Source organism: Mycolicibacterium wolinskyi str. Jessa 2025, from assembly GCF_049241375.1.
Taxonomy (GTDB): Bacteria; Actinomycetota; Actinomycetes; order Mycobacteriales; family Mycobacteriaceae; genus Mycobacterium; species Mycobacterium wolinskyi.
Map to the genome: position 1 here is coordinate 4,620,580 of NZ_CP185960.1, position 21,394 is coordinate 4,641,973.

The 21,394-nt window shown below is 62.7% G+C and carries 26 protein-coding genes and 1 pseudogene; 10 read left to right on the forward strand and 17 right to left on the reverse strand.

The genetic code is table 11. From position 1 onward, the window contains the following. Positions 1-4 precede the first annotated feature (4 nt). A complete protein-coding gene (locus ACOI2T_RS22745; protein ID WP_409503652.1) occupies positions 5-1,501 on the reverse strand; it encodes a sugar ABC transporter ATP-binding protein in 1,497 nt (498 codons plus the stop codon). Between the two features lie 114 nt (positions 1,502-1,615). Here ACOI2T_RS22745 and ACOI2T_RS22750 point away from each other — a divergent pair, with 114 nt between their 5' ends. Next, complete coding sequence (locus ACOI2T_RS22750; RefSeq protein WP_409503653.1) at positions 1,616-2,026, forward strand: nuclear transport factor 2 family protein; 411 nt, start codon at positions 1,616-1,618, stop codon at positions 2,024-2,026. Between the two features lie 129 nt (positions 2,027-2,155). Here ACOI2T_RS22750 and ACOI2T_RS22755 read toward each other — a convergent pair whose 3' ends face one another. The 4 genes from ACOI2T_RS22755 to ACOI2T_RS22770 are packed head-to-tail and all read right to left on the reverse strand — an operon-like array spanning position 2,156 to position 4,694. Then, positions 2,156-2,443 carry a WXG100 family type VII secretion target gene (locus tag ACOI2T_RS22755; RefSeq protein ID WP_067852580.1) on the reverse strand — a complete coding sequence of 96 codons (288 nt, stop codon included), beginning with the start codon at positions 2,441-2,443 and terminating at the stop codon, positions 2,156-2,158. A gap of 29 nt (positions 2,444-2,472) precedes the next feature. Next, positions 2,473-2,766, reverse strand: a complete 294-nt coding sequence (gene esxG / locus ACOI2T_RS22760) for a type VII secretion system protein EsxG (RefSeq protein WP_085147856.1) — start codon at positions 2,764-2,766, stop codon at positions 2,473-2,475. Positions 2,767-2,821: 55 nt separating this feature from the next. Then, positions 2,822-4,381 carry a PPE family protein gene (locus tag ACOI2T_RS22765; protein ID WP_409503654.1) on the reverse strand — a complete coding sequence of 520 codons (1,560 nt, stop codon included), beginning with the start codon at positions 4,379-4,381 and terminating at the stop codon, positions 2,822-2,824. A 1-nt stretch (position 4,382) separates the two neighbouring features. After that, positions 4,383-4,694: a PE family protein gene (locus ACOI2T_RS22770; RefSeq protein WP_409503655.1), complete on the reverse strand. Its 312-nt coding sequence runs from the start codon at positions 4,692-4,694 to the stop codon at positions 4,383-4,385. A 506-nt stretch (positions 4,695-5,200) separates the two neighbouring features. Here ACOI2T_RS22770 and ACOI2T_RS22775 point away from each other — a divergent pair. After that, a complete protein-coding gene (locus tag ACOI2T_RS22775) occupies positions 5,201-5,680 on the forward strand; it encodes a M23 family metallopeptidase (protein ID WP_409503700.1) in 480 nt (159 codons plus the stop codon). 55 nt (positions 5,681-5,735) lie between these two features. Further along, positions 5,736-6,665, forward strand: coding sequence for an LLM class F420-dependent oxidoreductase (locus tag ACOI2T_RS22780; RefSeq protein ID WP_409503701.1), 930 nt, complete (start codon positions 5,736-5,738; stop codon positions 6,663-6,665). Here the strand turns inward: ACOI2T_RS22780 and ACOI2T_RS22785 are convergent. The 8 genes and pseudogenes from ACOI2T_RS22785 to ACOI2T_RS22820 all read right to left on the reverse strand — a co-directional run. Next, the gene (locus ACOI2T_RS22785) at positions 6,662-7,531 is read right to left on the reverse strand and encodes an alpha/beta fold hydrolase (RefSeq protein WP_409503656.1); all 870 of its coding nucleotides are present in this window, start codon (positions 7,529-7,531) and stop codon (positions 6,662-6,664) included. The two genes, ACOI2T_RS22780 and ACOI2T_RS22785, sit on opposite strands and share 4 nt — an antisense overlap. 6 nt (positions 7,532-7,537) lie before the next feature. Beyond that, positions 7,538-8,425: a tyrosine recombinase XerC gene (locus ACOI2T_RS22790; protein ID WP_409503657.1), complete on the reverse strand. Its 888-nt coding sequence runs from the start codon at positions 8,423-8,425 to the stop codon at positions 7,538-7,540. Positions 8,426-8,504: 79 nt separating this feature from the next. Then, positions 8,505-9,338, reverse strand: coding sequence for a DUF5995 family protein (locus tag ACOI2T_RS22795; RefSeq protein WP_409503658.1), 834 nt, complete (start codon positions 9,336-9,338; stop codon positions 8,505-8,507). Further along, positions 9,338-9,487, reverse strand: a complete 150-nt coding sequence (locus ACOI2T_RS22800; RefSeq protein ID WP_409503659.1) for a hypothetical protein — start codon at positions 9,485-9,487, stop codon at positions 9,338-9,340. Before ACOI2T_RS22800 ends, ACOI2T_RS22795 begins: the two co-directional genes overlap by 1 nt. Positions 9,488-9,601: 114 nt before the next feature. Then, entirely contained in the window at positions 9,602-10,762 is a 1,161-nt protein-coding gene (locus tag ACOI2T_RS22805; protein ID WP_409503660.1) for a lactate 2-monooxygenase, read from the reverse strand. Positions 10,763-10,786: 24 nt separating this feature from the next. Further along, a complete protein-coding gene (locus ACOI2T_RS22810) occupies positions 10,787-11,659 on the reverse strand; it encodes a siderophore-interacting protein (protein WP_409503661.1) in 873 nt (290 codons plus the stop codon). A 78-nt stretch (positions 11,660-11,737) separates the two neighbouring features. Beyond that, on the reverse strand, positions 11,738-12,856 hold the full coding sequence (gene dprA / locus ACOI2T_RS22815; RefSeq protein WP_409503662.1) for a DNA-processing protein DprA: 1,119 nt from the start codon (positions 12,854-12,856) through the stop codon (positions 11,738-11,740). Further along, positions 12,856-13,455, reverse strand: a pseudogene (locus tag ACOI2T_RS22820) (ATP-binding protein); the annotation flags it as partial. The pseudogene ACOI2T_RS22820 and the gene dprA, both read right to left, overlap by 1 nt. A 45-nt stretch (positions 13,456-13,500) precedes the next feature. Here ACOI2T_RS22820 and ACOI2T_RS22825 point away from each other — a divergent pair. Further along, the gene (locus tag ACOI2T_RS22825; protein ID WP_409503663.1) at positions 13,501-14,976 is read left to right on the forward strand and encodes a recombinase family protein; all 1,476 of its coding nucleotides are present in this window, start codon (positions 13,501-13,503) and stop codon (positions 14,974-14,976) included. On the opposite strand, the gene ACOI2T_RS22830 is transcribed toward ACOI2T_RS22825, so the two are convergent. Further along, positions 14,973-15,683 carry a hypothetical protein gene (locus tag ACOI2T_RS22830; RefSeq protein ID WP_409503664.1) on the reverse strand — a complete coding sequence of 237 codons (711 nt, stop codon included), beginning with the start codon at positions 15,681-15,683 and terminating at the stop codon, positions 14,973-14,975. The genes ACOI2T_RS22825 and ACOI2T_RS22830 overlap by 4 nt on opposite strands. A 342-nt stretch (positions 15,684-16,025) precedes the next feature. On the opposite strand from ACOI2T_RS22830, the gene ACOI2T_RS22835 reads away from it, so the two are divergent. From ACOI2T_RS22835 to ACOI2T_RS22860, 6 genes are all read left to right on the forward strand, one after another. Continuing rightward, positions 16,026-16,253: a hypothetical protein gene (locus ACOI2T_RS22835; protein WP_409503665.1), complete on the forward strand. Its 228-nt coding sequence runs from the start codon at positions 16,026-16,028 to the stop codon at positions 16,251-16,253. Between the two features lie 97 nt (positions 16,254-16,350). Next, positions 16,351-16,578, forward strand: coding sequence for a hypothetical protein (locus ACOI2T_RS22840; protein ID WP_409503666.1), 228 nt, complete (start codon positions 16,351-16,353; stop codon positions 16,576-16,578). Continuing rightward, positions 16,578-16,754 (forward strand): hypothetical protein, encoded by a 177-nt coding sequence (locus tag ACOI2T_RS22845; RefSeq protein WP_409503667.1) that lies wholly within the window; start codon positions 16,578-16,580, stop codon positions 16,752-16,754. Before ACOI2T_RS22840 ends, ACOI2T_RS22845 begins: the two co-directional genes overlap by 1 nt. Then, the gene (locus ACOI2T_RS22850; RefSeq protein ID WP_409503668.1) at positions 16,751-16,978 is read left to right on the forward strand and encodes a hypothetical protein; all 228 of its coding nucleotides are present in this window, start codon (positions 16,751-16,753) and stop codon (positions 16,976-16,978) included. The genes ACOI2T_RS22845 and ACOI2T_RS22850 overlap by 4 nt, the downstream gene beginning before the upstream one ends. A 21-nt stretch (positions 16,979-16,999) precedes the next feature. Beyond that, positions 17,000-19,345 carry a type IV secretory system conjugative DNA transfer family protein gene (locus ACOI2T_RS22855; protein ID WP_409503669.1) on the forward strand — a complete coding sequence of 782 codons (2,346 nt, stop codon included), beginning with the start codon at positions 17,000-17,002 and terminating at the stop codon, positions 19,343-19,345. A gap of 12 nt (positions 19,346-19,357) precedes the next feature. Next, complete coding sequence (locus ACOI2T_RS22860) at positions 19,358-19,654, forward strand: hypothetical protein (RefSeq protein ID WP_069426000.1); 297 nt, start codon at positions 19,358-19,360, stop codon at positions 19,652-19,654. Between the two features lie 203 nt (positions 19,655-19,857). On the opposite strand, the gene ACOI2T_RS22865 is transcribed toward ACOI2T_RS22860, so the two are convergent. The 3 genes from ACOI2T_RS22865 to ACOI2T_RS22875 all read right to left on the reverse strand — a co-directional run bounded on the left by ACOI2T_RS22865 (position 19,858) and on the right by ACOI2T_RS22875 (position 21,391). Next, positions 19,858-20,235, reverse strand: coding sequence for a histone-like nucleoid-structuring protein Lsr2 (locus tag ACOI2T_RS22865; protein ID WP_069425999.1), 378 nt, complete (start codon positions 20,233-20,235; stop codon positions 19,858-19,860). 153 nt (positions 20,236-20,388) lie between these two features. Then, complete coding sequence (locus tag ACOI2T_RS22870) at positions 20,389-20,598, reverse strand: hypothetical protein (protein ID WP_409503670.1); 210 nt, start codon at positions 20,596-20,598, stop codon at positions 20,389-20,391. A 7-nt stretch (positions 20,599-20,605) separates the two neighbouring features. Beyond that, positions 20,606-21,391, reverse strand: a complete 786-nt coding sequence (locus tag ACOI2T_RS22875; RefSeq protein ID WP_409503671.1) for a hypothetical protein — start codon at positions 21,389-21,391, stop codon at positions 20,606-20,608. Between the last annotated feature and the right edge of the window lie 3 nt (positions 21,392-21,394).

The following is a 21,394-nucleotide window of genomic DNA, read 5'->3' on the forward strand; positions in this document are numbered from 1 at the left end:
GCTGTCATTGTTTGCCTTCCATTGCGAGTGCCAACACTTCCGATGGCGTGGCCGCGTCGGTCGCACGTTCCGCCACGACCCGGCCTGCGCCGAGGACAACGATGCGGTCGCAGACGTGAAACAGTTCCTCGGTCTCCGACGAGACGACGATGGTGCTCACGCCATCCGCTGCCAACTCACGGATCACTTGGTATATCTGCTCTTTGGCTTCGATGTCGATGCCCCGCGTTGGTTCGTCGAGCAGCAACAACCGCACCCCCGCGTTGAGCCACTTGCCGAGAATCACCTTCTGCTGATTGCCGCCCGAGAGCGTTCCGACCGCAGAGCGCAACGAGGGCGCCTTCACCGCCAGGCGCGCGCTGCTCGATACCGCGAGTTTCTTTTCAGCTCTGCGCGACAGCAATCCTCGGCGCGAGAGCCGATCCAGCACCGCCAGCACCAGGTTGGCACCGACCGACATGCCCAAGACAACACCGTCACGTTTCCGATCCTCGGGTGTGAAGCCGATGCCGGTGTTTATGGCCTCCTTTGGCGACCTAGGTGCGTAACTGCGCCCTTCGAGGACCATCCGGCCGGCATCGATGGGGTCCAGGCCGAACAGGCAGCGCAGGATTTCGGTACGACCTGAGCCCAATAGGCCTGCGATACCGAGTACTTCGCCGCGGCGCAGAACGAAGTCAACACCATTCACGCGATCCCCGGAGCGTAAACCTTCGACGGCGAGGATGACGTCATCCGACAGTTTCCCGGGTGCCGTACGGGGCGAATGCGTTGCACCACCGGTCATCATGCGGACAATGTCGTCAGTTCCCGCATCTTCGATCGGCCGCGTCTCGACGAGCCTGCCGTCACGGACCACCGTCACCGAATCCGCAACAAGTGGAATCTCGTCCATTCGGTGCGAAACGTAGATCACCGATATACCTGAATCCGCCAGACGCCGAATTAGTTTGATCAGCACGTCGACTTCTGCAGCCGGCAACGAGCTGGTGGGCTCGTCGAGAATCAGCACCCGGCTACCCAAGGAGACGGCGCGGGCTATCTCCACACTCTGCTGCGCCGCAATGCTCAACGACTTGATCCTGGCTCGCGGGTCGATTACAAGGTCCAGCGCGCCCAAGTGCTCGCAGGCTTGGGCGATGATCGCCGACGGCGATATCAGCGGACCGACCGCGCCTGCCACGCGCCAACGACCGAGCAGGAGGTTGTCGGCCACGCTGAGCTCGGGCACGAGGCTGAGTTCCTGGTGCACGGTGGCGATGCCCAATTCACGCGCACGCCCCGGCGAAGTGATGACGGCGGGCTTACCGTCGAGATGAATCGTGCTCTCGTCAGGGCGTTCGGCGCCCGAAAGGATTCTGACGAGAGTCGACTTGCCTGCCCCGTTCTTGCCGAGGAGCGCCCGTACTTCGCCTGGCTCTAACGACAAGTCGAACCCGTCCAGTGCACGCACACCTGGGTAGCGCTTGGATACGCCGCGGACTTCCAGGCGAGAACTCATGGCATCTCCGTCCATTATTTCGCTCACTAGAACGAAATCATGAACGAACGCTAGAGTGAGTCGTCCATCGATGTCAAGCACTGCCGGCACCGGCCCCATTGCCAAGGAGGCACAGTGAGTAACCCGTCAAACGAGCACGTGATTCGGCAGTTCGTCGCGGCGATCGAATCAGGCGACACCGCTACCCTGGCGGCGATTCTCGCGCCCGATGCGACGTGGCACCTGCACGGCAGGCTGCCGGTCGCTGGGCATTATGTAGGTCGGCAGGCGATACTCAATGACTTTCTGCGCCAAGGGCTAGGGCTGTACCGCGCCGGATCGCTCAAGCTCGACTTGACCCGAATCGTCTCCGACGGCGATGTGGTCGCGATCGAATGGAATGCCGTCGGAACGAGTGTCGACGGCCGGGCCTACGACAACGAGTACGCGTTCTTCTTCACCGTCGAGCACTCGAGGATCACGTCGATTCGTGAGTACTGCGACACGCTGCACGTTTGCGACGCACTCTATGCGGCACACGGCTAGGCAGACCGGATTCCCGACCGTGTGAGCCAGCGCCGTCGTGCGGCTCGGACCGCATCACGCAGCGCGCCCGCCCTACCTGGTCAGTGCTGCACCAGGGCGGGGCGGGCGCGTGTGGACGAAGTCAGGGCATCAGCCCCACTTGGCGCCTTCGGCCTGGTCGCGGGCGTTCATCGAGATGGTGTTGGTCTCGTGGGTGGCCGCCATCGACCGGTAGGCACGCACCAGCTCCTCCATGGCCTGGTTCCACTGCGCCTGCCACGCCTGATAGGTCATCCCGGTGTCACCCTGCCAAGCACTGCCCAACGCCGCCTGCTCGGCCGCGATATCGGCACCCACCGCATGCAACGCACCCGAATAGGTGTTCATCTCGGCAGCATGCGCCAGCATCGCCGGGTAGTTGTACATGATCTGAGACATGAAAACTCCTATATCCGTTCGAGATCCGGTCAGATAGCGGTGTAAGTGCTGGCCGCGGCGGCATCCTGGGCCACATACGTACCGGCCGCATCACCCAAGTTCAGCTGAGCGATATCCAGCAACGCATTGACCTTGGCCGACACCTCCACAAACCGCGCATGAGCAGCCTGAAACGCCGCCGACGCCTCACCCATGTGAAACGCCTGCGACGACATCGCCGCCTGCTCAGCCTGCGCAATCGTGCTGCGCATCAACGCAGCCTTGGCCCCGAACGCCGCCTCAGAGGCAACCAGCTGGGGAATGTGAGCGTCCAACATGCTCATGGATGTTCCTTTCAGATCGATAACCGGTACACGTTCAGCGAGATGTGGTCTGGGTTCAGCGGCGCGGACCGCCTTCCGGCCCCTCTGGGGTGTCGTCGGGGTTCCAGGTGCCCGGCAGCATCGGGCTGACCGGCCGATCGTCGAAACTGTCACCCGACAACGTCGTCAACCCCGCCGCAGCCGCATCCGACCGCGCCGCCGTACCACTGAACCCCATCGCCCCCGCACCCCGCTCCGAAGCCCGCACCCCCGTCCGCGGCTCCGGCGCCGGATCAGCACCAGGCCCCTCATAGTCCATATAGGCATCGGCATACGCGTGCTCCTCGACCTCAGCACCACGCTTACGCCGCCGCTTACGCCGCGCCGCCAACGACGCCGCCACCCCAGAAGCCGCCGCCGGAACCCCCGACGCCGGAGCCTGCGCACTCGACTTGTCCCGCAACGTCGGCGTGAACCCCTCACCCGGATCGCGACCCGCGACCGCATACATGGGCAACGGAGCGGCCGGCGCGGCCGGTGCGCCAGGGGCCGTCGCCGCTGACGCGCCGCCACCGGGTGCGCCCACGGTGCCAACCGCTCCACCACCGGGAGCGGGCAGCCCGGCCAGCGGGTACTGGTTCTGTTGCTCGGCACGCGGGATCACGGCCGCGGGATTGTCTTCGGGCGCAATGTCGGCGGGCGGCTGCGTGAGGTGATCGATGAGCAGCACCAGACCGGTGATGCCGAGCGCGACCAAAGCCGGGATCAGGAACGGCGACGCCAAGATCATGGCCCATGTCGGCCAGCCCACGAGGTTGAAGAACACCTGATAGGCGACCGCGAACAGCAAGGGCCCCCACGTGACGAGCGCAGCCGACGGGTTGGTCATGAAGTCGTCGATGAGCTTGCCGAGATTGCCGATCGGGTCCTTCAGGAAGTCGATGATCTCCTGTCCGCCCGGGACATTCTGTAGATACTGCTCAAGCAGATCGCTGATGATATTCGAATTCTGCAGTGCGGTACCGGAATCCGTCGCCTGCCCTTGTGCGGCCATCTGCTGCACATTCGCCGATGCGGTGCCCGCCTCGCCCACACCCGGCTTGAGCACGAAGGGCGCCGGCAAGCTCGTCGGCGTCGCGGCGACCGCCGCACCCGACACCGCCTGATACGTGCTCATCGTCGTCGCGGCCTGAACCCACATCCGCACGTAATCGGCCTCGTTCAGCGCGATCGGAATCGTGTTGATACCGAAGAAATTCGTCGCCACGAGCACGCCGTGCACCACATGGTTGAGTGCCAGTTCCGGCAGCGTCGGCATGGTCGCCAACGCAGTCGAATACGCTGCCGCCGCCGTCTCGTGCTGAACCGCCGCCGCAGCACTGTTCGCGCTCTGCTGCGTCAGCCAGGTCAGGTAGGGCCCGTGGGCGGCGACGTACTGCTCTGCGCTCGGACCCTCCCAGGCGCCTGCTTGCACCCCACCCAACACAGTGGTCAGTTCGGCTGCCGCCGAGGCATATTCAGCGCTCAGCGACTGCCAAGCCCCCGCGGCGGCCAACAACGACCCCGGGCCCGGCCCGCTGGACAGCAGCGCCGAATGCACCTCCGGCGGCAGGGCCATCCAGATCGGCGCGGTCATCTCAGACGCCGCGCGCGATCAGGTACGACGATGCCGCCATCGCATCACCGGTCGCATAGCTCGCGCCCGACTCGCCGACGCCGACGCCGGACCGGCCCAGCTCCTCCACACCATGGGCGGCCAGCGCCGAATGCTGCGCACCGTGCGCACTGAACCCCGTGGCCGTCTGCAACGAAACCGCGTCAGCGGCAGGCGGAACCACCGTCGACACGACCGGCGCCGCCGCCGCATGCGCGGCCGCCAACCGTGCCGTCAACGCCTCCACCGCCGTACCGGCAGCGGACAAACCTTCAGGCAAAACCCGCAATGTCACAGTCATCCTCCCCGTTCACCGAACAAGCCGCCGGTCACCGGGCCACCAGACACCCGGTGAGAATTCGCTACCTCACAACAATCCAGAGCCTCCCCCGGCTCCACTCTTGTTTGCCATGTTGCTGCGGCCACTGTACGAGTAGCGGCGGTCCCTGTCGACCCCTATCTCCGCGGCACGCGGTTTGCGAGGCTAACCGCCACCATCCGGCCACAGCGGCGTTTGACCGCCGAAAACTGCTGCACGGCAAGGTGTGAGTACATACCGGCGAGGTGGACAGCGGCGGTGGATATGCGCGCCAACGGGCCTGAGAAACAGGTCGGCCGAAACGGCGACGCGGGCACCGGGATACATAGCTGCGACCGTCCACACCCCAACGCCCAGCAATGAACACCCGTTTGCCTGCCCCCGGTTTCGGTACTTATCCACAACCGGCGCGATTCGGACTACTGCGACGCCGCGGGTTTCGGTGGACTGAACGGGTGAAATACCTGGCTGTTCTGCTGTCGATGGCGCTGTGGGCCCTCGCTCTGGCCTCGGCGGCGCCGGCATACGCCGACGGTGACCGGCTGAGGTGGCCGGTTGCGCCCCGACCTTCTGTCACCCGCGGCTTCGACGCCCCTACCCCCAACTGGCAGCGCGGGCATCGCGGTGTCGATCTGGCCGCCGCACCGGGCCAACCGGTGTACGCCGCCGCGGCAGGCACCGTGGTGTTCGCCGGCGTCCTCGCCGGCCGACCGGTGGTGTCCATCGCCCACCCCGGCGGCCTTCGCACCAGTTACGAACCGGTGCGGGCTGCGGTGACGACGGGCCAGCTCGTCGCGTCCGGCTCGGTCGTCGGCGAACTCATGGCGGGTCATCCCGGCTGTCCGGTGGCGGCGTGTCTGCACTGGGGCGCAATGTGGGGCCCGGCCTCGCGAGCCGACTATGTCGATCCGCTCGGCCTGCTGGTCGAGACGCCGATCCGGCTCAAACCAGTGCCGGGCTAATACCCTCGAAGCGGTGACCACCCCGGCGGCCGCGAAGGCCCATCGCGACAGAACCATGCGCTTCGGCCTGCACACCGCACTGCCGCGGGCCACCGATTTCGCCGAATTCGCGGCCGAGGTCGAGAGTTCCGGGTTCGACGTCCTGACCATCCCCGACCATCTCGTTGCGTCGCTGTCCCCATTCGCGGGCGCGGCAACCGCATGCGCGCACACCACGCGGCTGCACACGGGCACGCTCGTGCTCAACAACGATCTGCGGCATCCGGTGGAGACGGCGCGTGAGTCGGCCAGTGTGGCGATGCTCTCGGGCGGCCGGTTCGAGCTCGGACTCGGCGCCGGGCACATGAAATCCGAGTACGACGCGGCCGGGCTCAAGTTCGACCGTGGCGGTGTCCGCGTGGACCGGCTGATCGAGGCCGTCGAGGTGATCCGGCCACTGCTGAACGGTACGGCCGTCGACGTGGACGGTGCGCACTACTGTGTGCGGGCCGGTGCCGGCGAGCTCGTCGCGGCGCCCGGCGTCGCGGTGCCGCTCCTGATCGGCGGCAACGGCACCAGGGTCCTGCAGTTGGCGGGTCGCGTCGCCGACATTGCCGGGCTGGCGGGTTTCAGCCACAACCGCGACGCGACCGAGGTGCGGCTGACCCACTTCGGCCCCACAGGTCTGCTGGACCGGATCGCGGTCGTGCGCGACGCCGCCGGTGATCGCTTCGATGCGATCGAACTCAACGGCCTGATCCAGGTCGTGATTCGAACCGATGACCGGGCCGCCGCGGCCGAGGCATTCGCCGCGCCGCTGGGCGCCGATCCCGAACTCGTGCTCGAATCCCCGTTCGTACTGCTGGGGACGTACGAGCAGATGGCCGAGGCGCTGTCCGAACGGCAACACCGCTTCGGGATCAGCTACTGGACCGTGTTCGACGCCTGGCCAGGACGGGAGTCGGCCATGCCCGACATCGCCGAAGTGATCAAGCTGTTGCGCTAGCGTGCGTCGAGAAATCCGATCATCGCCTCTGCAACGATGTCGGGCTGGTCTCGCTGCACCCAATGCCCCGCACCGGCAACGACTTTCAGATGCGCGTTCGGAATGAGCCGAGCTGCGGCGCGAGCGTGCGTGACCGGAACTCCGGCGTCGCGTTCACCGTGAATGATGAGCGCGGGGCACGGGAACGACGCCAGTTGCGAGGTGTAGTCGGTGCGCTGCCGGTTCCACCTGACCTGGTCGCGCTGCCACTGCTCGAAAGCCTCGAAACCACCCGGCTGGCGTGCGGCGGCCATGATCTCGTCCATCAGCTCCCCGGTGAGTTGCGCCGGATCTTTGATCAGGGCTTGCATGCTACGCATCATCGCTGCCCGGTTGCCGCCCACCCACCGCGTGGTCGCGCCGAGCAGGCCGCTACGAAGTGCGACCCAGGTGACCAGTTGCCGCAGCGCCGACCACCGACCGTCGGACAGCCGCGGCATGATGCCGTAACTGCCCAGTAGCATGGCGCCGGTCACGCGATCAGGGCGATCCAGTACGTGGCCGATGGCCATTCCCCCACCCAAGGACAGTCCACCGATCGCATACCGGTCGAGTTCGAGGGCTTCGGTCAGCTCTGCCACGTAGGTGACCAGGCGCTCCTGAGTGACCGGCAGCCGCGCGGGAGGGCTGTGCCCGAAACCCGGGTGGTCCGGGGCGATCACGCGATAACCGGCCTCGGCGAGTCGCGGCGCGGTACTGCCCCACGACAATGACGCACTGTCCACGCCCCCGCCGTGTAACAGGACGACCGACAATGTCGAGTCATCTGGCTCCCAGGTGAGGTAGGAAACCGTGCCCGACGGTAGATCGATGCTTGACCGGGTCACCACGTATCAGGCTCGCGGGTGGGCCTGGTCGTGGACGGCACGCAGCCGTGCCACGGTGACATGCGTATAGAGCTGGGTGGTGGCCAGCGTCGTGTGGCCGAGCAGTTCCTGCACGATGCGCAGATCGGCACCGCCCTCCAGCAGATGCGTGGCCGCACTGTGGCGCAAGCCGTGTGGCCCGATGTCGGGCGCCCCGTCGACCGCGGACACGGTCTCATGCACGACCGTGCGCGCCTGTCGCGGGTCGAGCCGGCGCCCTCGCGCCCCGAGCAGCAACGCCGCCCCGGAATCCGGTGTTGCCAGGGCCGGCCTGCCGTTGGACAGCCACGACGCCAGGGCCCGGTGTGCCGGTTCACCGAACGGCACGGTGCGTTGTTTGTTGCCCTTACCCAGCACCCGGAGAACGCGGCGCGAGGTGTCGATGTCGTCGACGTCGAGCCCGCACAGTTCGCTGACGCGGATCCCGGTGGCGTAGAGCATCTCGACGATCAACCGGTCCCGTAGTGCAAGCGGATCCCCTTCCTGCGCAGCGGCATTGATCGCCTCCATCGCTTCGACCGCCTGATCGCGGCGTAGCACCGAAGGTAGCGTGCGGCGCGCCTTGGGGGTCTGCAACCGAGCCGCGGGGTCGGTGGCCAGCAGGCCCCGGCGGACGGCCCACGCGCAAAACGTCTTGACCGCCGAGGTGCGGCGCGCGAGCGTAGTGCGCGCCGCGCCCGCGGCCGCCTGCGCCGCGAGCCACGACCGCAACCGCGGCAGCGTCAGGGTCTCCAGCCCGCCGTTCGTGTACTCGAACAGCGACCGGAGATCGCCGAGGTAGGCGCGGCGGGTGTGCTCGGAGCGGCCACGCTGCAGCGCGAGATACTCGTCGAACTCATCGAGAAGAGCCTGCACTCCCCCACCGTGTCAGATGTCGCACCGGTGTCCATCCAACGCGCCGGTGCGCAATCGGGGCGTGACCTTACGCCCGCCGTCACAACGCGGTGGCGATGGGTGCCGGCGAGTTGGCGATCTCGTCGAGGACCCGGATGTTCTTCACGATGTCGCGGCTCTCCCTGGCCGCGACAGCCGTGACCGCCCACTGGATGAGACCGACCACGCCGGGCGGGTCGTAGATCAGTTCGCCTTGCCTGGCGACCCGCACGTCCCGCAACCGGATCGTGACCGGACGCGTGAAACGCGGCTGCACCGAAAGGACGGTCGCGAACCGCCATGCGTCGTCGCGAAAACCGCGCACCGCTTCGTTGATCAGGAGTATCTGGTTGTCCATCAGGACGGCGTAGATGTCGGCCAAGGCGGGCGACAGTTCGTTGATGTCGACGACGATGCCGGTGACCTGGCTCGCGAGCACCGCGTTGATGCGGTCGAAATCGGTTTTCAGCTGCCACAATCGAGCAGCCGGAACCAATTCCTGAGTCGCGATTCCGAGGTCGAGGCCGATGTGGGCGTTGATCCCAGCCAGCATGTGTTGCAGGATGATCGGCTCTGCCCGGGTGGCGGCGTCGAACGTCGCCTGCCAGGACCGGGTCGGCTTGGCGTAGCTGCCGGGGTGAAAGTGGCCGTTCAGCGCATCGAAGTACCGGTTGGCGAACGCCACGTCCAGGCGTTGCAACCGCGGACCGTCTTCGAACACGCCCTCGGCGACCGCAGTCCGCACCGCGATGGTGATGCGTTTGTACAGCGCTGCGAAATAGCCCAGCCGGCTTGATGATTCGATCGACCACTGGATCACCGAATCGATCGTGTCGACGACCTCATCGAGCGTCGTCGCGGACGGCAACGGCGTGAGGGGCGGACGCTGGGCCATCAGTTCTCCGGCGCCAGATCACCCGGATGGGGCGGCTCGACGTCACGCTCGGTCCGCCACCATTCCACCGCGAGACCGACCGCTGTCACGGAAACGGTCAGAAGAGGACCCACAAGTGCGATCAACACGATCGCGGTTCCGGCATTCATCGCATACCCCACAGCTCAGGCTTCCGCATCGACGGTGTCTGACGTCGTTGTCGGATTTCATGCTCGGCTGCTCAGCACGCTCCTGACACGGGTAGTCGACTACCCCAATTCCGGTCAGTCGACCCGGCGCAGTGTGTCGGGGGTCAGGTCGGCGAGTGTCGGATAACCGTCGACGGCCATGATCAGATCGGCCTCGGCGAGCAGCGACCGCAGCACGTGCACGATGCCGTCGACGCCGCCCAACGCCAACCCGAACGTGTACGGGCGGCCCACGCCCACGGCGGTGGCACCGAGGGCCAGGGCCTTGACGATATCGGCGCCGCTGCGGACGCCGGAGTCGAACAACACCGGCAATCCGTCGGCGGCCTCGACCACCCCGGGCAGGCAATCGATGGCGGGCAGACCACCATTGGCCTGCCGCCCACCGTGATTCGAGCAGTAGATGCCGTCGGCGCCGCCGTCCTTGGCCCGCCGGACATCGTCGGGATGACAGATTCCCTTGAGGATCAGCGGAAGCTTGGTCAGCGATCGCAGCCACGGCAGGTCGTCCCAGGTCAGCGGATTGCCGAACAGGCTCACCCACCGCAGCACGGTCGCCTGCGGGTTCTCCTCCGGCGGCTGCGGCAACCCGGCGCGGAACACGGGGTCGCTCGTGTAGTTGGCCAGGCACTTGCCGCGCAGCTGCGGGAAGTTCGACGTGGACAGGTCGCGGGGCCGCCAGCCCGGCACCCAGGTGTCGAGGGTGACGACGATGCCCTTGAATCCGGCTGCCTCGGCACGCTGCACGAGGCTGGCCGCCAACTCGCGGTCGGTCGGCGTGTACAGCTGGAAAAACCCTGGGGTGTCGCCGAATTCGGCTGCGACATCCTCCAGCGGATCCTCAGTGAGGGTCGAGAGCACCAGCGGGACGCCGGTCTTCGCGGCCGCCCGGGCGCCGGCCAGGTCGCCGTGGCCGTCTTGACCGCAGATGCCCAGCACGCCGATCGGTGCCATGAACAACGGCGAGGGCAGCTTGAGCCCGAACAGGTCGACGGACAGGTCGCGTTCGCGTTGGGCGTTGAACATCCGCGGTATCAGGCCCCAGCGGTCGAACGCCGTGCGGTTGACCCGCTGGGTGCGCTCGTCGCCTGCTCCCCCGGCGACGTAGGACCACACCGACGGCGGCATCGCGGCCTGAGCTTTGGCCTCGAGGTTCGCGTAATCCATGGGCAGGTTCGGCAGTACACCGGACAGGCCCTGGAGGTAGATCTCAAGCTGGTAATCGCCGTATGCCATGACGGTTACCTTGCCAGCCTTCGCTCAGCTTGCGCTGCCGGCCTCGGCTTTCGCCAGCTCGGCCTTCCACTCGCGGAAGGTCTCCTCGGTGCGCCCGCGCCGCCAGTAGCCCGAGATCGACCCGGCCCATTTCGCGTCGACGCCGCGTTCCTTGCGGATGTAGGGCCGCAGGTTGTGCATGACGGCCTGGGCCTCGCCATGGATGAACACCTGCACCTGGCCGGGCAACCACGGAGACTCCTTGACCGCGGCGATCAGCGGTGCGTTGTCGCCGGCCCGCTCGTCACTCACCAGGTCGGCGCGGCCGCCCCTGTAGATCCAGCGCACCTCGACGCCTGCGGGTGCGTTCAGCTCGATCTCGTCGTCAGGCCCGGCGACTTCGATGAACACCCGGCCAATGGCGTTGGCGGGCAAGGCTTCCAGTGCGGTGCTGATGGCGGGCAGCGCGGCTTCGTCACCGGCGAGCAGATGCCAGTCCGCAGCCGGATCGGGTGAATAGGCACCGGCGGGTCCCATGAGATAGGCCGGCTGGCCCGGGGTGGCCGCGGCCGCCCACGGCCCGGCTACACCGTGATCTCCGTGTACGACGAAATCGACGGTGATCTCGCCGCGCTCTTCATCGACCCGGCGGACCGTGTAGGTGCGCACGGTCGGCCGCTGCTCGGCAGGCAGTTCGCCGAAGCTGTCCAACGTGAGCGGCTGGGGTAGGGCGGCCACGTCGACGCCGTCGGGGACGATGACGAGTTTGACGTAGGAGTCGGTGTATTCACTGGGCTTGAAGGTGCCGAACGCATTGCCGTCGCCACCGCCATTTCCCCCGAGCACCACTCGCACCATGTGGGGCGTCACCTGCTCGCGCCGCACCACCTCAAACGTGTGTATGGGTCGTCCCGCCATACCGCCTCCAAACTCATCCGCCGGTCGTTCATTAGCCGACCTCATCGACTATACGGAGGCCGCCAGCGCCTATGGGTTCTACCGCCGCTTGCTCAGCCGCCAGCAGCCCGATTCAGCGACCACCAGGCCCGCGATCTCCAGCATCGTCAGCGGGCCCAGCACCTGGTGTGGCGGGACGCCCGCGGACACGGCGATCTCGTCCACGGTGCACGAACCACGGGCGGGCAAGGCGTCATAGATCCGTTTCTCGTTCGTGCTGAGCTCATCCAGCGGACCGGCCGGGTGCTGTTGTTCGGGCGCCAACTCACCGATTCGCCCCACGAGTTCGACTACCTCGGCGGCCCGGCCGACCAGCGTGGCACCGCCGCGCAACAATGCGTGACAGCCCGCCGACGCAGCCGATGTCACCGGACCCGGCACCGCGCACACGGGCCTGCCGATCGCCTTGGCCCACGCCGCGGTGTTCGCCGCACCGCTGCGTAGCCCGGCCTCCACGACCACCGTCGCGCCGGACAGCGCGGCAACCAGTCGATTGCGGGTGAGGAACCGCAACCGCCCCGGCGCGACACCCGGCGGGTATTCACTGATGAGCAAGCACTGTTCGCGAATACGACGGAACAAGGCGCTGTGCCCGGCCGGGTAAGGATTGTCGACGCCGCCGGCCACGACGGCGACCGTGGTGCCCTCACATGCCAGCGTGGCGCGGTGCGCCACGCCATCGATCCCGTAGGCGCCACCGGATATCACCGTCACGTCGCGCTCGGCCAGACCCGCGGCGAGTTCGGCCGCGACATGCTCGCCGTACGCGGTGGCGGCGCGGGTGCCGACGATCGCGGCTGCCCGGTAGGAGACGTCGTCGAGACGTTCCGGTCCGACCGCCCACAACACCAACGGTGGGTGGGCATTCGACTTGTCCACGCTGTCGAACGCCCGCAACGCCAGCAGCGGCCATTCGTCGTCGTGCGGGGTGATCAACCGGCCGCCGAGCCGATCCAGGACGTCGAGATCCCTTCCCGCACAATCCAGCTCACGCCGCGCCTCGACACGCTCGGCGAGGCTCGGATCGACGTCACCTGCCTTCACTCGCGCCGCCGCTTCGACCGGGCCCACCGCCTCGACCAGGGCCGCCAGCTGCGGGCACGGCGGCTCGGCCACCCTCGACAGATACGCCCACGCGAGCCGCGTCTCGTCGGCCATCACACCCTCCCGGCCTGACGGAAACTCAACGCAGCCGTCACATCTTCCACCGCGGGCATACTGCGCCCCGCCAGATCGGCCAACGTCCACGCGACACGCAGACAACGGTCCGCGCCGCGGATGCTGATCACGCCGCGTTCCAGTGCGGTGCGCAACGGCTCCATCGTCGCCTTGGGCAGCCTGAACTTTCGCCGCAGCAGCGGACCGCTCACCTCGGCATTGGTGCGGATACCGTATGGCCGCCACCGCTCCTCGGCCGTGAGTCGCGCGAACGCGACCCGTTCGCGGACCGTGGCACTGGACTCCCCCGCGTCCGGTGTGAACGCGCCCGCGCTCATCGGGTGTAGTTCGACGCGCAAGTCCACGCGGTCCACCAACGGGCCGGACAGCTTGCCCATGTAACGTCGCCGGGCCTGTGACGAACAGATGCAATCGACGGGGTTCGGCGGTGCGCACGGACACGGATTGGCGGCGAGCACCAACTGGAACCGGGCCGGATAGCATGCCACGCCGTCGCGGCGGGCGAGCCTGATCTCCCCGTCCTCCAAGGGCGTTCGCAGCGCTTCCAGGGAACTGACGCCGATCTCGGCGAACTCGTCGAAACATTGCAAAATACCCCACGACCTGCGAAAATAGGGGTATAGATGGAACGCCCAGTTACTCAGTCTCACAACACTTTTGCCGCGATCTACTGTCGCATCAGCTCCGACAAGACGGGTGCTGGCCTGGGTGTGGAGCGCCAGGAGGCTGACTGTCGCGAACTCGCTAACCGGCTCGGGCTCGAAGTCAAACACGTCCTGGTCGATAACGACATCAGCGCCTATAGCGGCAAGAAGCGCCCTGGCTACGAAGAGCTGTTGCGCCTCATCGAATCCCGCGAGATCGGCTACGTCGTCTCGTGGCACACCGATAGATTGCACCGTCGCCTTCGCGACCTACTTGACTACTGCGATGCGGTAGAGAAAGCCAGTACGAAAACCGTCACAGTGAAGGCAGGTGACATCGACCTATCGACGGCCATGGGAATCGCTCAAGCGCAGATGGGCGCGGTGTTCGCGGAGAACTACGTTCGCAGCGCCAAAGAGAAGCTCCTGCGCAAGAAACTCGAGCTAGCTCAAAACGGCAAGTTCCTTGGCGGCCAACGTCCCTACGGCTTCGAGCCACGGCGTGAAGGCATCCGCGAGAAAGAAGCAGCGGTTCTTCGCGAGATGGCTCAGATGATCATCGACGGCTCTTCATACCGAACAGTCGCGTTCGAGATGAACCACCGTGGTATCCGCACACAACACGGCAAGAAGTGGGCGGCGATCAACGTACGCAATGTCCTGATACGGCCGATCAACGCGGGCATCGTTGACCACCATGGCGTTCAGTACAAGGCAAAGACTCCCGCCATCTTCACGCCTCAAGAGTGGGCAGCCCTGCAAGCCGCTATCCGCATCAATCGCTCAAAGTCCAACCATCCCGGAAGGTTTCGCAAGCACATGTTGAACGGACTTCTCTTCTGCGGCAACTGCGGCGCAAAGATGTTTCACAAGAGTAAGCAGCAGCGCGATGGCTCATACAAGACCGCTGCCGCGTGCGGTAAGACGCACAGCCAGACCGGCGAGTGGCACGGCTGCGGCAAGGTAAGTCGCCGCGTCGAACCGATCATTGACCTCGTGACTGACGCACTGATTTACCGCCTGGACTCGCCTGAGCTTGCCCAGCAGATCCAACGTCAGCAGACGAACTCGACTGAACTTGCCGACTTACTGTCCAAACAAAGCGCTTTGAACGCACGCATAGCACAACTGTCGGACGACTTCTATGTCCGCGGCCTACTGGACCGTGACGAGTTCGAGCGGGTGAAACTGTCAGCCAACGCCGAACTCAAGGCAATTGATGAAGCCATTGAGAAGTCCACCCGTTCAACCATGCTGCCGTCTGTCTCACTGAGCGGCAACATCAGGACAGCATGGGAGACAGCATCTTTGGAGTGGAAGCGAGACCTGTTGTTCCAGGTCATCGAACGGATCGAAGTCATGCCAAAGCCGAAGACTAAGGGGTACTACCCGCCGAGATACAAGGATCGGTTTTGGTTTGACCCTGATCTGATCAAGATTAGGTGGCGGGTTTAGTCGAGTTTGATCTCCCACGTTGCCGCCAGTCTCCGGTTCGATTCTGTCAGATCAGCTAGCAGTGACCTCATCTGATCCAATTCCGCTGTCATTGATTCGATGGACAGCGACAAGTATTTGATAGCTTTGTCCTGGTACTTCACGAGACTCGGAACACCGTTCTCGATCTGCTGGGCTTTCTGAGGCCGGTGCGCCGCATTAGTTGACGCAGTCGTTGGTTGGGCACTTGACTTCTGTCTCCCCGCCACCGCATACGCAGCCCGCGCTAAGTCATCTAGATCACTCGACGCCTGGTAGCCGCTCTGAATCCGCTTCAAGTAGACATGGTTTTGAAACTTTCTTGCCAGACGAACAGACAGGTTCTCAATGGCGTCGTCCTCGCGCCGTGAAAGCGTTCGCTCGCTGATGTTTGTCCGCGAAGCGAACATGCGGCGACGCATAGTCAGCTCTTCCGAAGGGTTCTCTTGCAGGTGGAACCACTTCTTGCCAGGGCCGATCGCTAGAGCGTTGACGAGAGCTGGCACCCCGGACACCGAACTCATTTGATCAAGCTGTTCTTCGATCAATGCCCGCAACTCTGATTGGTCGCCGGCAGCAGCAGCTACCAGTATCGAGTTACTTCCCATGTCAAAACCCGGCAGACCTGGGCCTTTCCGCATCTCCTTAAGCTCGTCCGCAATCACGCGACGCATCTCGATCTCTTCCACAGTCAGGCACCTCAACTTGCTGTCTTGACACACACTGGTCAGTGTGGGAACTTTGATACGTCATCCACTTGCCAGCGACGACCAGTAGATGAGACGACCAGTAGATGACATGAAGGTTACACCGTACACCGAGCACCAACGAACACGAGGAGGTCACATGACAGACCGAAGACCCGTCCGACCTTCACCAGGCCGTGACATGGCTTACCGGATGGGTCAAGAACTTGGGTGGCGGGAGCAAGAAGCCCGCATCCAAACTCGCCGGCGGCGCGAGGTCCACGTGACAGAAGACTCCGTCACTCTCATCGAGGAAGAAATCATCATCGAAGAAAGGTACTGGTAATGGAAGGCATTCTCGGAGTGCTGTTTATCTTGGCACTCATCGCAGCACCATTCGTCATCGTGATCGGTGGCGGATCAGCACTGACCTACATCTTCACGGGCAAGACACCAACGCAGTACGCCTACGAAAAGGAAGTCAACCGCCGTAAAGACGCGATGAGGTTGGGGCGCATTGACGCCCGAATGAACGGAGACGCCATGCGGCGTCTGCTCGATGAAGACGACTAACACATTGCAGAGGGGCGTATTTCGAACAGGTACGCCCCTCATTTTCATCCCTATAAGAATCATGAGAATCCTAATCACAGACGAAAGGTTTTCTACAATGTCCCTACTCCCCGACTACGGATTTGAACGCCCGACATGGCCTCACGAAAACATCGACCGCAACACTGACATCGACCAATACAAAGAAGTCCTAGTCTCCTCATTTGACCTGGTGAACTACGCCAAGGACATCGCAGGCGAGCACGAGGAACTCTTCGAGTCGATGTTCGAGATGATCCAGGACTACCAGCGCACGACCTTCGAACGATTGAAGGGGACGGGCTGATGCACTGGTTCCCGCAGATGATCATCGGCCTTATCGCGGCCATCGTCGGGATGCACGTCTTGATGGCGCTGATGGCTCCCTACATGACCGCGATCCTGGTGCTGGTTCTGCTACTGGTCATCGGCTGGTTGATGGGCAAGGTCAAGAAGCACGCGGGCGACAGGTACAAGCGATGAAGCTCTTCGGCAAGCTCCCCGAGCTGATCTTCTCGCTCATACTCGCGGTAGTCATCATCCAGTTGGCTATCGGCGCGATCCAGCCGTATCTCTCGTGGATCGGGCGAACGTTCGCAATCATGGTGATCGTCTTACTCGTGGCCGTTGCCATTGTCGGAGTAGTCGCGGCAATTCGTTATCTCCACACCAAACTGCGTAACAGCGGCACTTTCAACGGCGAGTAAAACATGCGACGCTAGATATGAATGATCTATTTATTCATCATCGGCGTCGCTTTTTCATTTCTATCACTTCTCGTTTGGGGAATATTTAAAATGTCTCAACACGCACAAATGAAAATGGACCTAAGTCGGAAGTCATACACACTGGTGTATCCGACAGGCACTACTGACAAACAGATTCAAACCTTCCTCCGCTCGATCGGCACGTCCTTGGTGCCGAACAAGGACGACCGCGGCGCGACTCCCACACTCGTCTTCGAAGTCCGGTGGACACCGAAAGGAGTCCGACACATCATCCGCATCACCCCACAGGACGATGCCCACGTTAAGTTGATGCTCGACGCGCACCTGCCTGGCATCACCTACGACCCGGTCGATACCGAAGATGAACGTCTCGACATCGATCCCGCGTTCGCTCTGACAGTGGAGATGACCGACTGCTCAATGCTGCTCAGTATCGAGACTGTCGAAGAAGTAGCCAACGGCATCTTGCACAGCGTTCCCACAGTGAGCGAGGGCGAGATCGTTACGTATCAGGCGATAGTGAGCCACACAAGCAACCTGGCTACGCCTAAGTCAAAGCCACTTCATTCGCTTATCTTCGGACAACAGGAACCCGACACCCAGACGCTCAAAGACATGGAGGCCAAGCGGCGTGAGCACAACTTCAACGTCGCCTTACGAATCGGTGTCCAGGCCGCGAGCGAGATTCGGGGCCGCGAACTAGCGGGCGGTCTGGTGCGCACCATGCGCCAGACAAACAACCGACGGGTCCAACTCAACGGCAAGGTCATGCACGGTGATATAGCGCAGACAATGTCGCACGCCTTGACGCCAAGAAGGCGCTCAGCTCAACTGACCGTTACCGAACTGTCTGCACTCATGGCGGCACCGATCAACGACCCAGCCGTTCCTGGCCTCGCTCAAGGTGCAGCCAGACGGTTGCCGGCTACCGATGCGATCCCGAGTGACGGTGAGTGGCTACTCGGCCACAACGATATTCACGGGCATGAGAAGCCGATCACGCTGTCTAAGGAGTTCGCATCTCAGCATGTCAGTGTCGTCGGCCGCTCTGGTAGTGGCAAGACGGTGTTTCTTACCAACGGCATCGTGCAGTTCGCCAAAGCTGGACTAGGCATCTTTGTCATCGACGCCGGACAGGACGTATCAACTCAGCGGTTGTTCTACCGCACACTCGACGCTTTGCCGCCTGACCGGGCACCGGATGTCATTTGTATCAACCCTGCCGAGGATCCAGACAATCCAGTCTCGATCAACATCCTGGACCAGGACTTCGGTATGGGCGCGATCAGCATCGTCAAGGGTGTGTTCGAGTCGCTGTACAACGACGCAAGTAAGGGAGTGGTGTCTGTCGGTGACGTTCTTCAGCACTGTATGTGGACGCTTATTGAAGCTGGTGGCTACACCCTGGTCGATCTAGCTTCATTGCTCAGTCCCCGCAACGAGCGGGAGTGGCAGTGGTCCAAGAGCCTCATTGACAATGTCAAAGATCCCGAGCTCAAAGACTTCTGGGCGCGACATCCAGGTGCGGTAAAGCCACTCTCAGATACCCGCGGGCGTGCCGACTGGGACAAGTATGTTGCCCCGACGCACCGGCGTTTGTGGCAACTCGCTAGCCGTCCCGAGATTCGCTATCTGCTGGGCCAGACGAAGAGCACCATCAAGATTAAGGATGTCCTGGAACAGAACAAGATCCTGCTCTTCAGCGTAGGCGGTATGGACGATGCCGACGCTGCACAATTACTGGCATCGCTCATCACGCAAATGGTCTGGACCGCCGCGCAGTCAGTCGAACCGAAAGAGCCGAACGTCCTGTTCCTGGACGAGTTCCAAGTGTCGACGCGCATACAGGGTGGCCTACCGGACATGTTGGCCCGTGCGCGCGCACTCAACTTGGGTCTTGTGCTTTCGACGCAATACGTGACACGTGAAGATATTCCACGTGAGTTGCAGAGCGCGGTCTTCAACAACACAGCAACCAGGATCGTGTTCCGGTCAGCATCCGGCGAAGCAGACAAGTGGTCGAGGGAGTTCGGACGAAAGATCGTGACTGAGAACGACATCACCCGATTGCACAAGTACCACGCCTTCGCGCAAGTTGCGAATCCAGTCGACGACAGGTCACCGGTCACGTTCAAGGCGCTGAAGCCAGCTCCCGACACCAACCTGACGAAGCAACTACTGGAGAACTCCCGGCGACAGTATGGCCGACCAGTTGATCAAGTTCGGCAGGAGATCATCGAACGACGTCGAGTGCAGAAAGGAACGAAAATCGCCGAACCACAGGACAAGTCGGAAGTAGCCGATCTATCCGACGCTGAACTCGACATTCCCATCGTCAAGAATTAGGAGGGTACAACCATGGAAGATGCGATCTACCGTTGGTCCGAAGAAGTGACCAACAGCGCCAACGATGCCGACAGTCTCGGCGATGACATCTCAGACCTGAGACATCACCTGGACGACCTGGTGCACACGATCAAGGATCTCAGCACCGTACGGTTCAACGACGACACGGAAGACTATGAGATCCTCAGCAAGGCACAGGATCTCTGGAACCTTGTGTCCGGTTCCGTGAGCCAGATTCGTCGGTCGATCGGAGATTCGATCAACGAAGTGAATGACCTCAGAAGAGCAGTTGATTTCTACAGGAGGTGATGGCGGTTATGGTTACTCTCCCCTATCGTGCTTATGCGCATGATTTATAGGGGTGAATATGCTCAAGCCTATTGTTTTGTTCTATTTTTGTTCGGGGTAGGGCATAGAACATCTGTTCGTTGTAAACCAGTCAACAAAAACGCAAAGCCCGGTTCCGCAGTTGGGAACCGGGCTCTTTAAGTTGAACAACATTTGTGTTCAGTCTACGCAGATGAGAACGCTGGCTTTGACTCGTGCGCGGCCTCAAACGCGTCGATAACCTCCTGCGAGATTCTCCCACGATCTCCAACGCTGAACCCGTTCGCGTTCGCCCATGTTCTAATCGCGTTGCGTTGCTCCTTTGGCATGGAAGACTTGGAACCAGAGCCGGAACCTTTGGGTCGCCCGCGCCCACCGGAGACCTTTGCCGCCGCGTTGACATACGGCTGGATTGCCTTCTCGAACTTGGCAACGTTACTACTGCTGAGGTCTATCCGGTAGGTCACGCCGCGCCAGGTGAAGTCGAGACGCTCGCCCTCACCGTCTTTCAGTTCCTCGCCGCTGATGTCGTCAATCAACAGGCGTACAACTTTTTCAGCCATCTCAACCCTCTCATCGTTAGGTCAGTTGGCACACGCTAACATACTCAAACGCTCATACCGCTTAGAAGACTATGTGAAGTACAAAACGTTCGTTGATACGCGAAAGCCTGCCGACATGCGACAGGCTTGGTTTGAAGCGGTATGAGGGACTATCTACTTGGCCTTAGTGTTCGGCAGCGTATAGACCAGACCGGTACCACCAAGTGCGATGATCGTCGCGTTGATGATGGCGTTGATGTCGTCGGGTGACAGTTCACCGTCCGCGTTCAGTGCAACGTAGAGCGCTGTGACCTGAAGCACGCCGATGATGAACGCGACGATTGCCTTCGTGTATGGCTTGAGTGAGTTGATAAAAGTTTCCATAGACCTCCTACTTAGTTTCTTTTACTTTCCTGACGAACACCGGTTGATCCAGCCGGACATATTCAGAGCCGTCCGCCTGTTGTTTGACCAAAGCCTTCGCCACGTCTGACCACAGCACCGCCTTGTCTCGTGACATGTAGTAGCTGACCTGATCGTCACCTGATGGCGGGTAGCCCAGCAGCTTGAACGCCGACTCCACATCTTCTTTGCTCGGACGTGCGGCTTTCACCTGGTCGTTGCGAATCGTCATGATGTCGTCAAACAAGGCCAACCACCCAGTCGGATTGGTCGTGTAGTCGTTGATCTGTTTTTCAGTAGGCTCCGCGCCCATGCCGAACATAAACGCGTGAACTACTTCATCCTTAGTTGGGTTTCTCATGTCATCTCCTTTCATTTCGATTACCTTCACTCCGCTGATGTCTTCCGACCAGCCCACGTACCTCATGCCACCGCCGAACGCACGTACCAGATCATCAACTGAGTTAAACCAGGCACGTCCAACGCCCGATAAGGGCGACGACCAGATCTTTCCGTCTGCCTTCCTGACTGCGACGTGGCCGTATTCCTGAGCGACCGTGTCTCCCGGAAGCTTGTTCTTCCAGTAGAACCAAACAGGATGCGCAACACCTTCTGGAAAAGCCCGGTCCTCATGTCGATATTTTGCCTTCGTCCACGCGTCCCAGGCTGTCGGTTCGACCGCTGGCGCCCCGAAGGCACGGCGAGAGTAAGAGAGACACATGCCAGCCTTTTCAGTGATGTCGGTATTGGGTGTGACTAACTGTTGCCAAGCCATCTG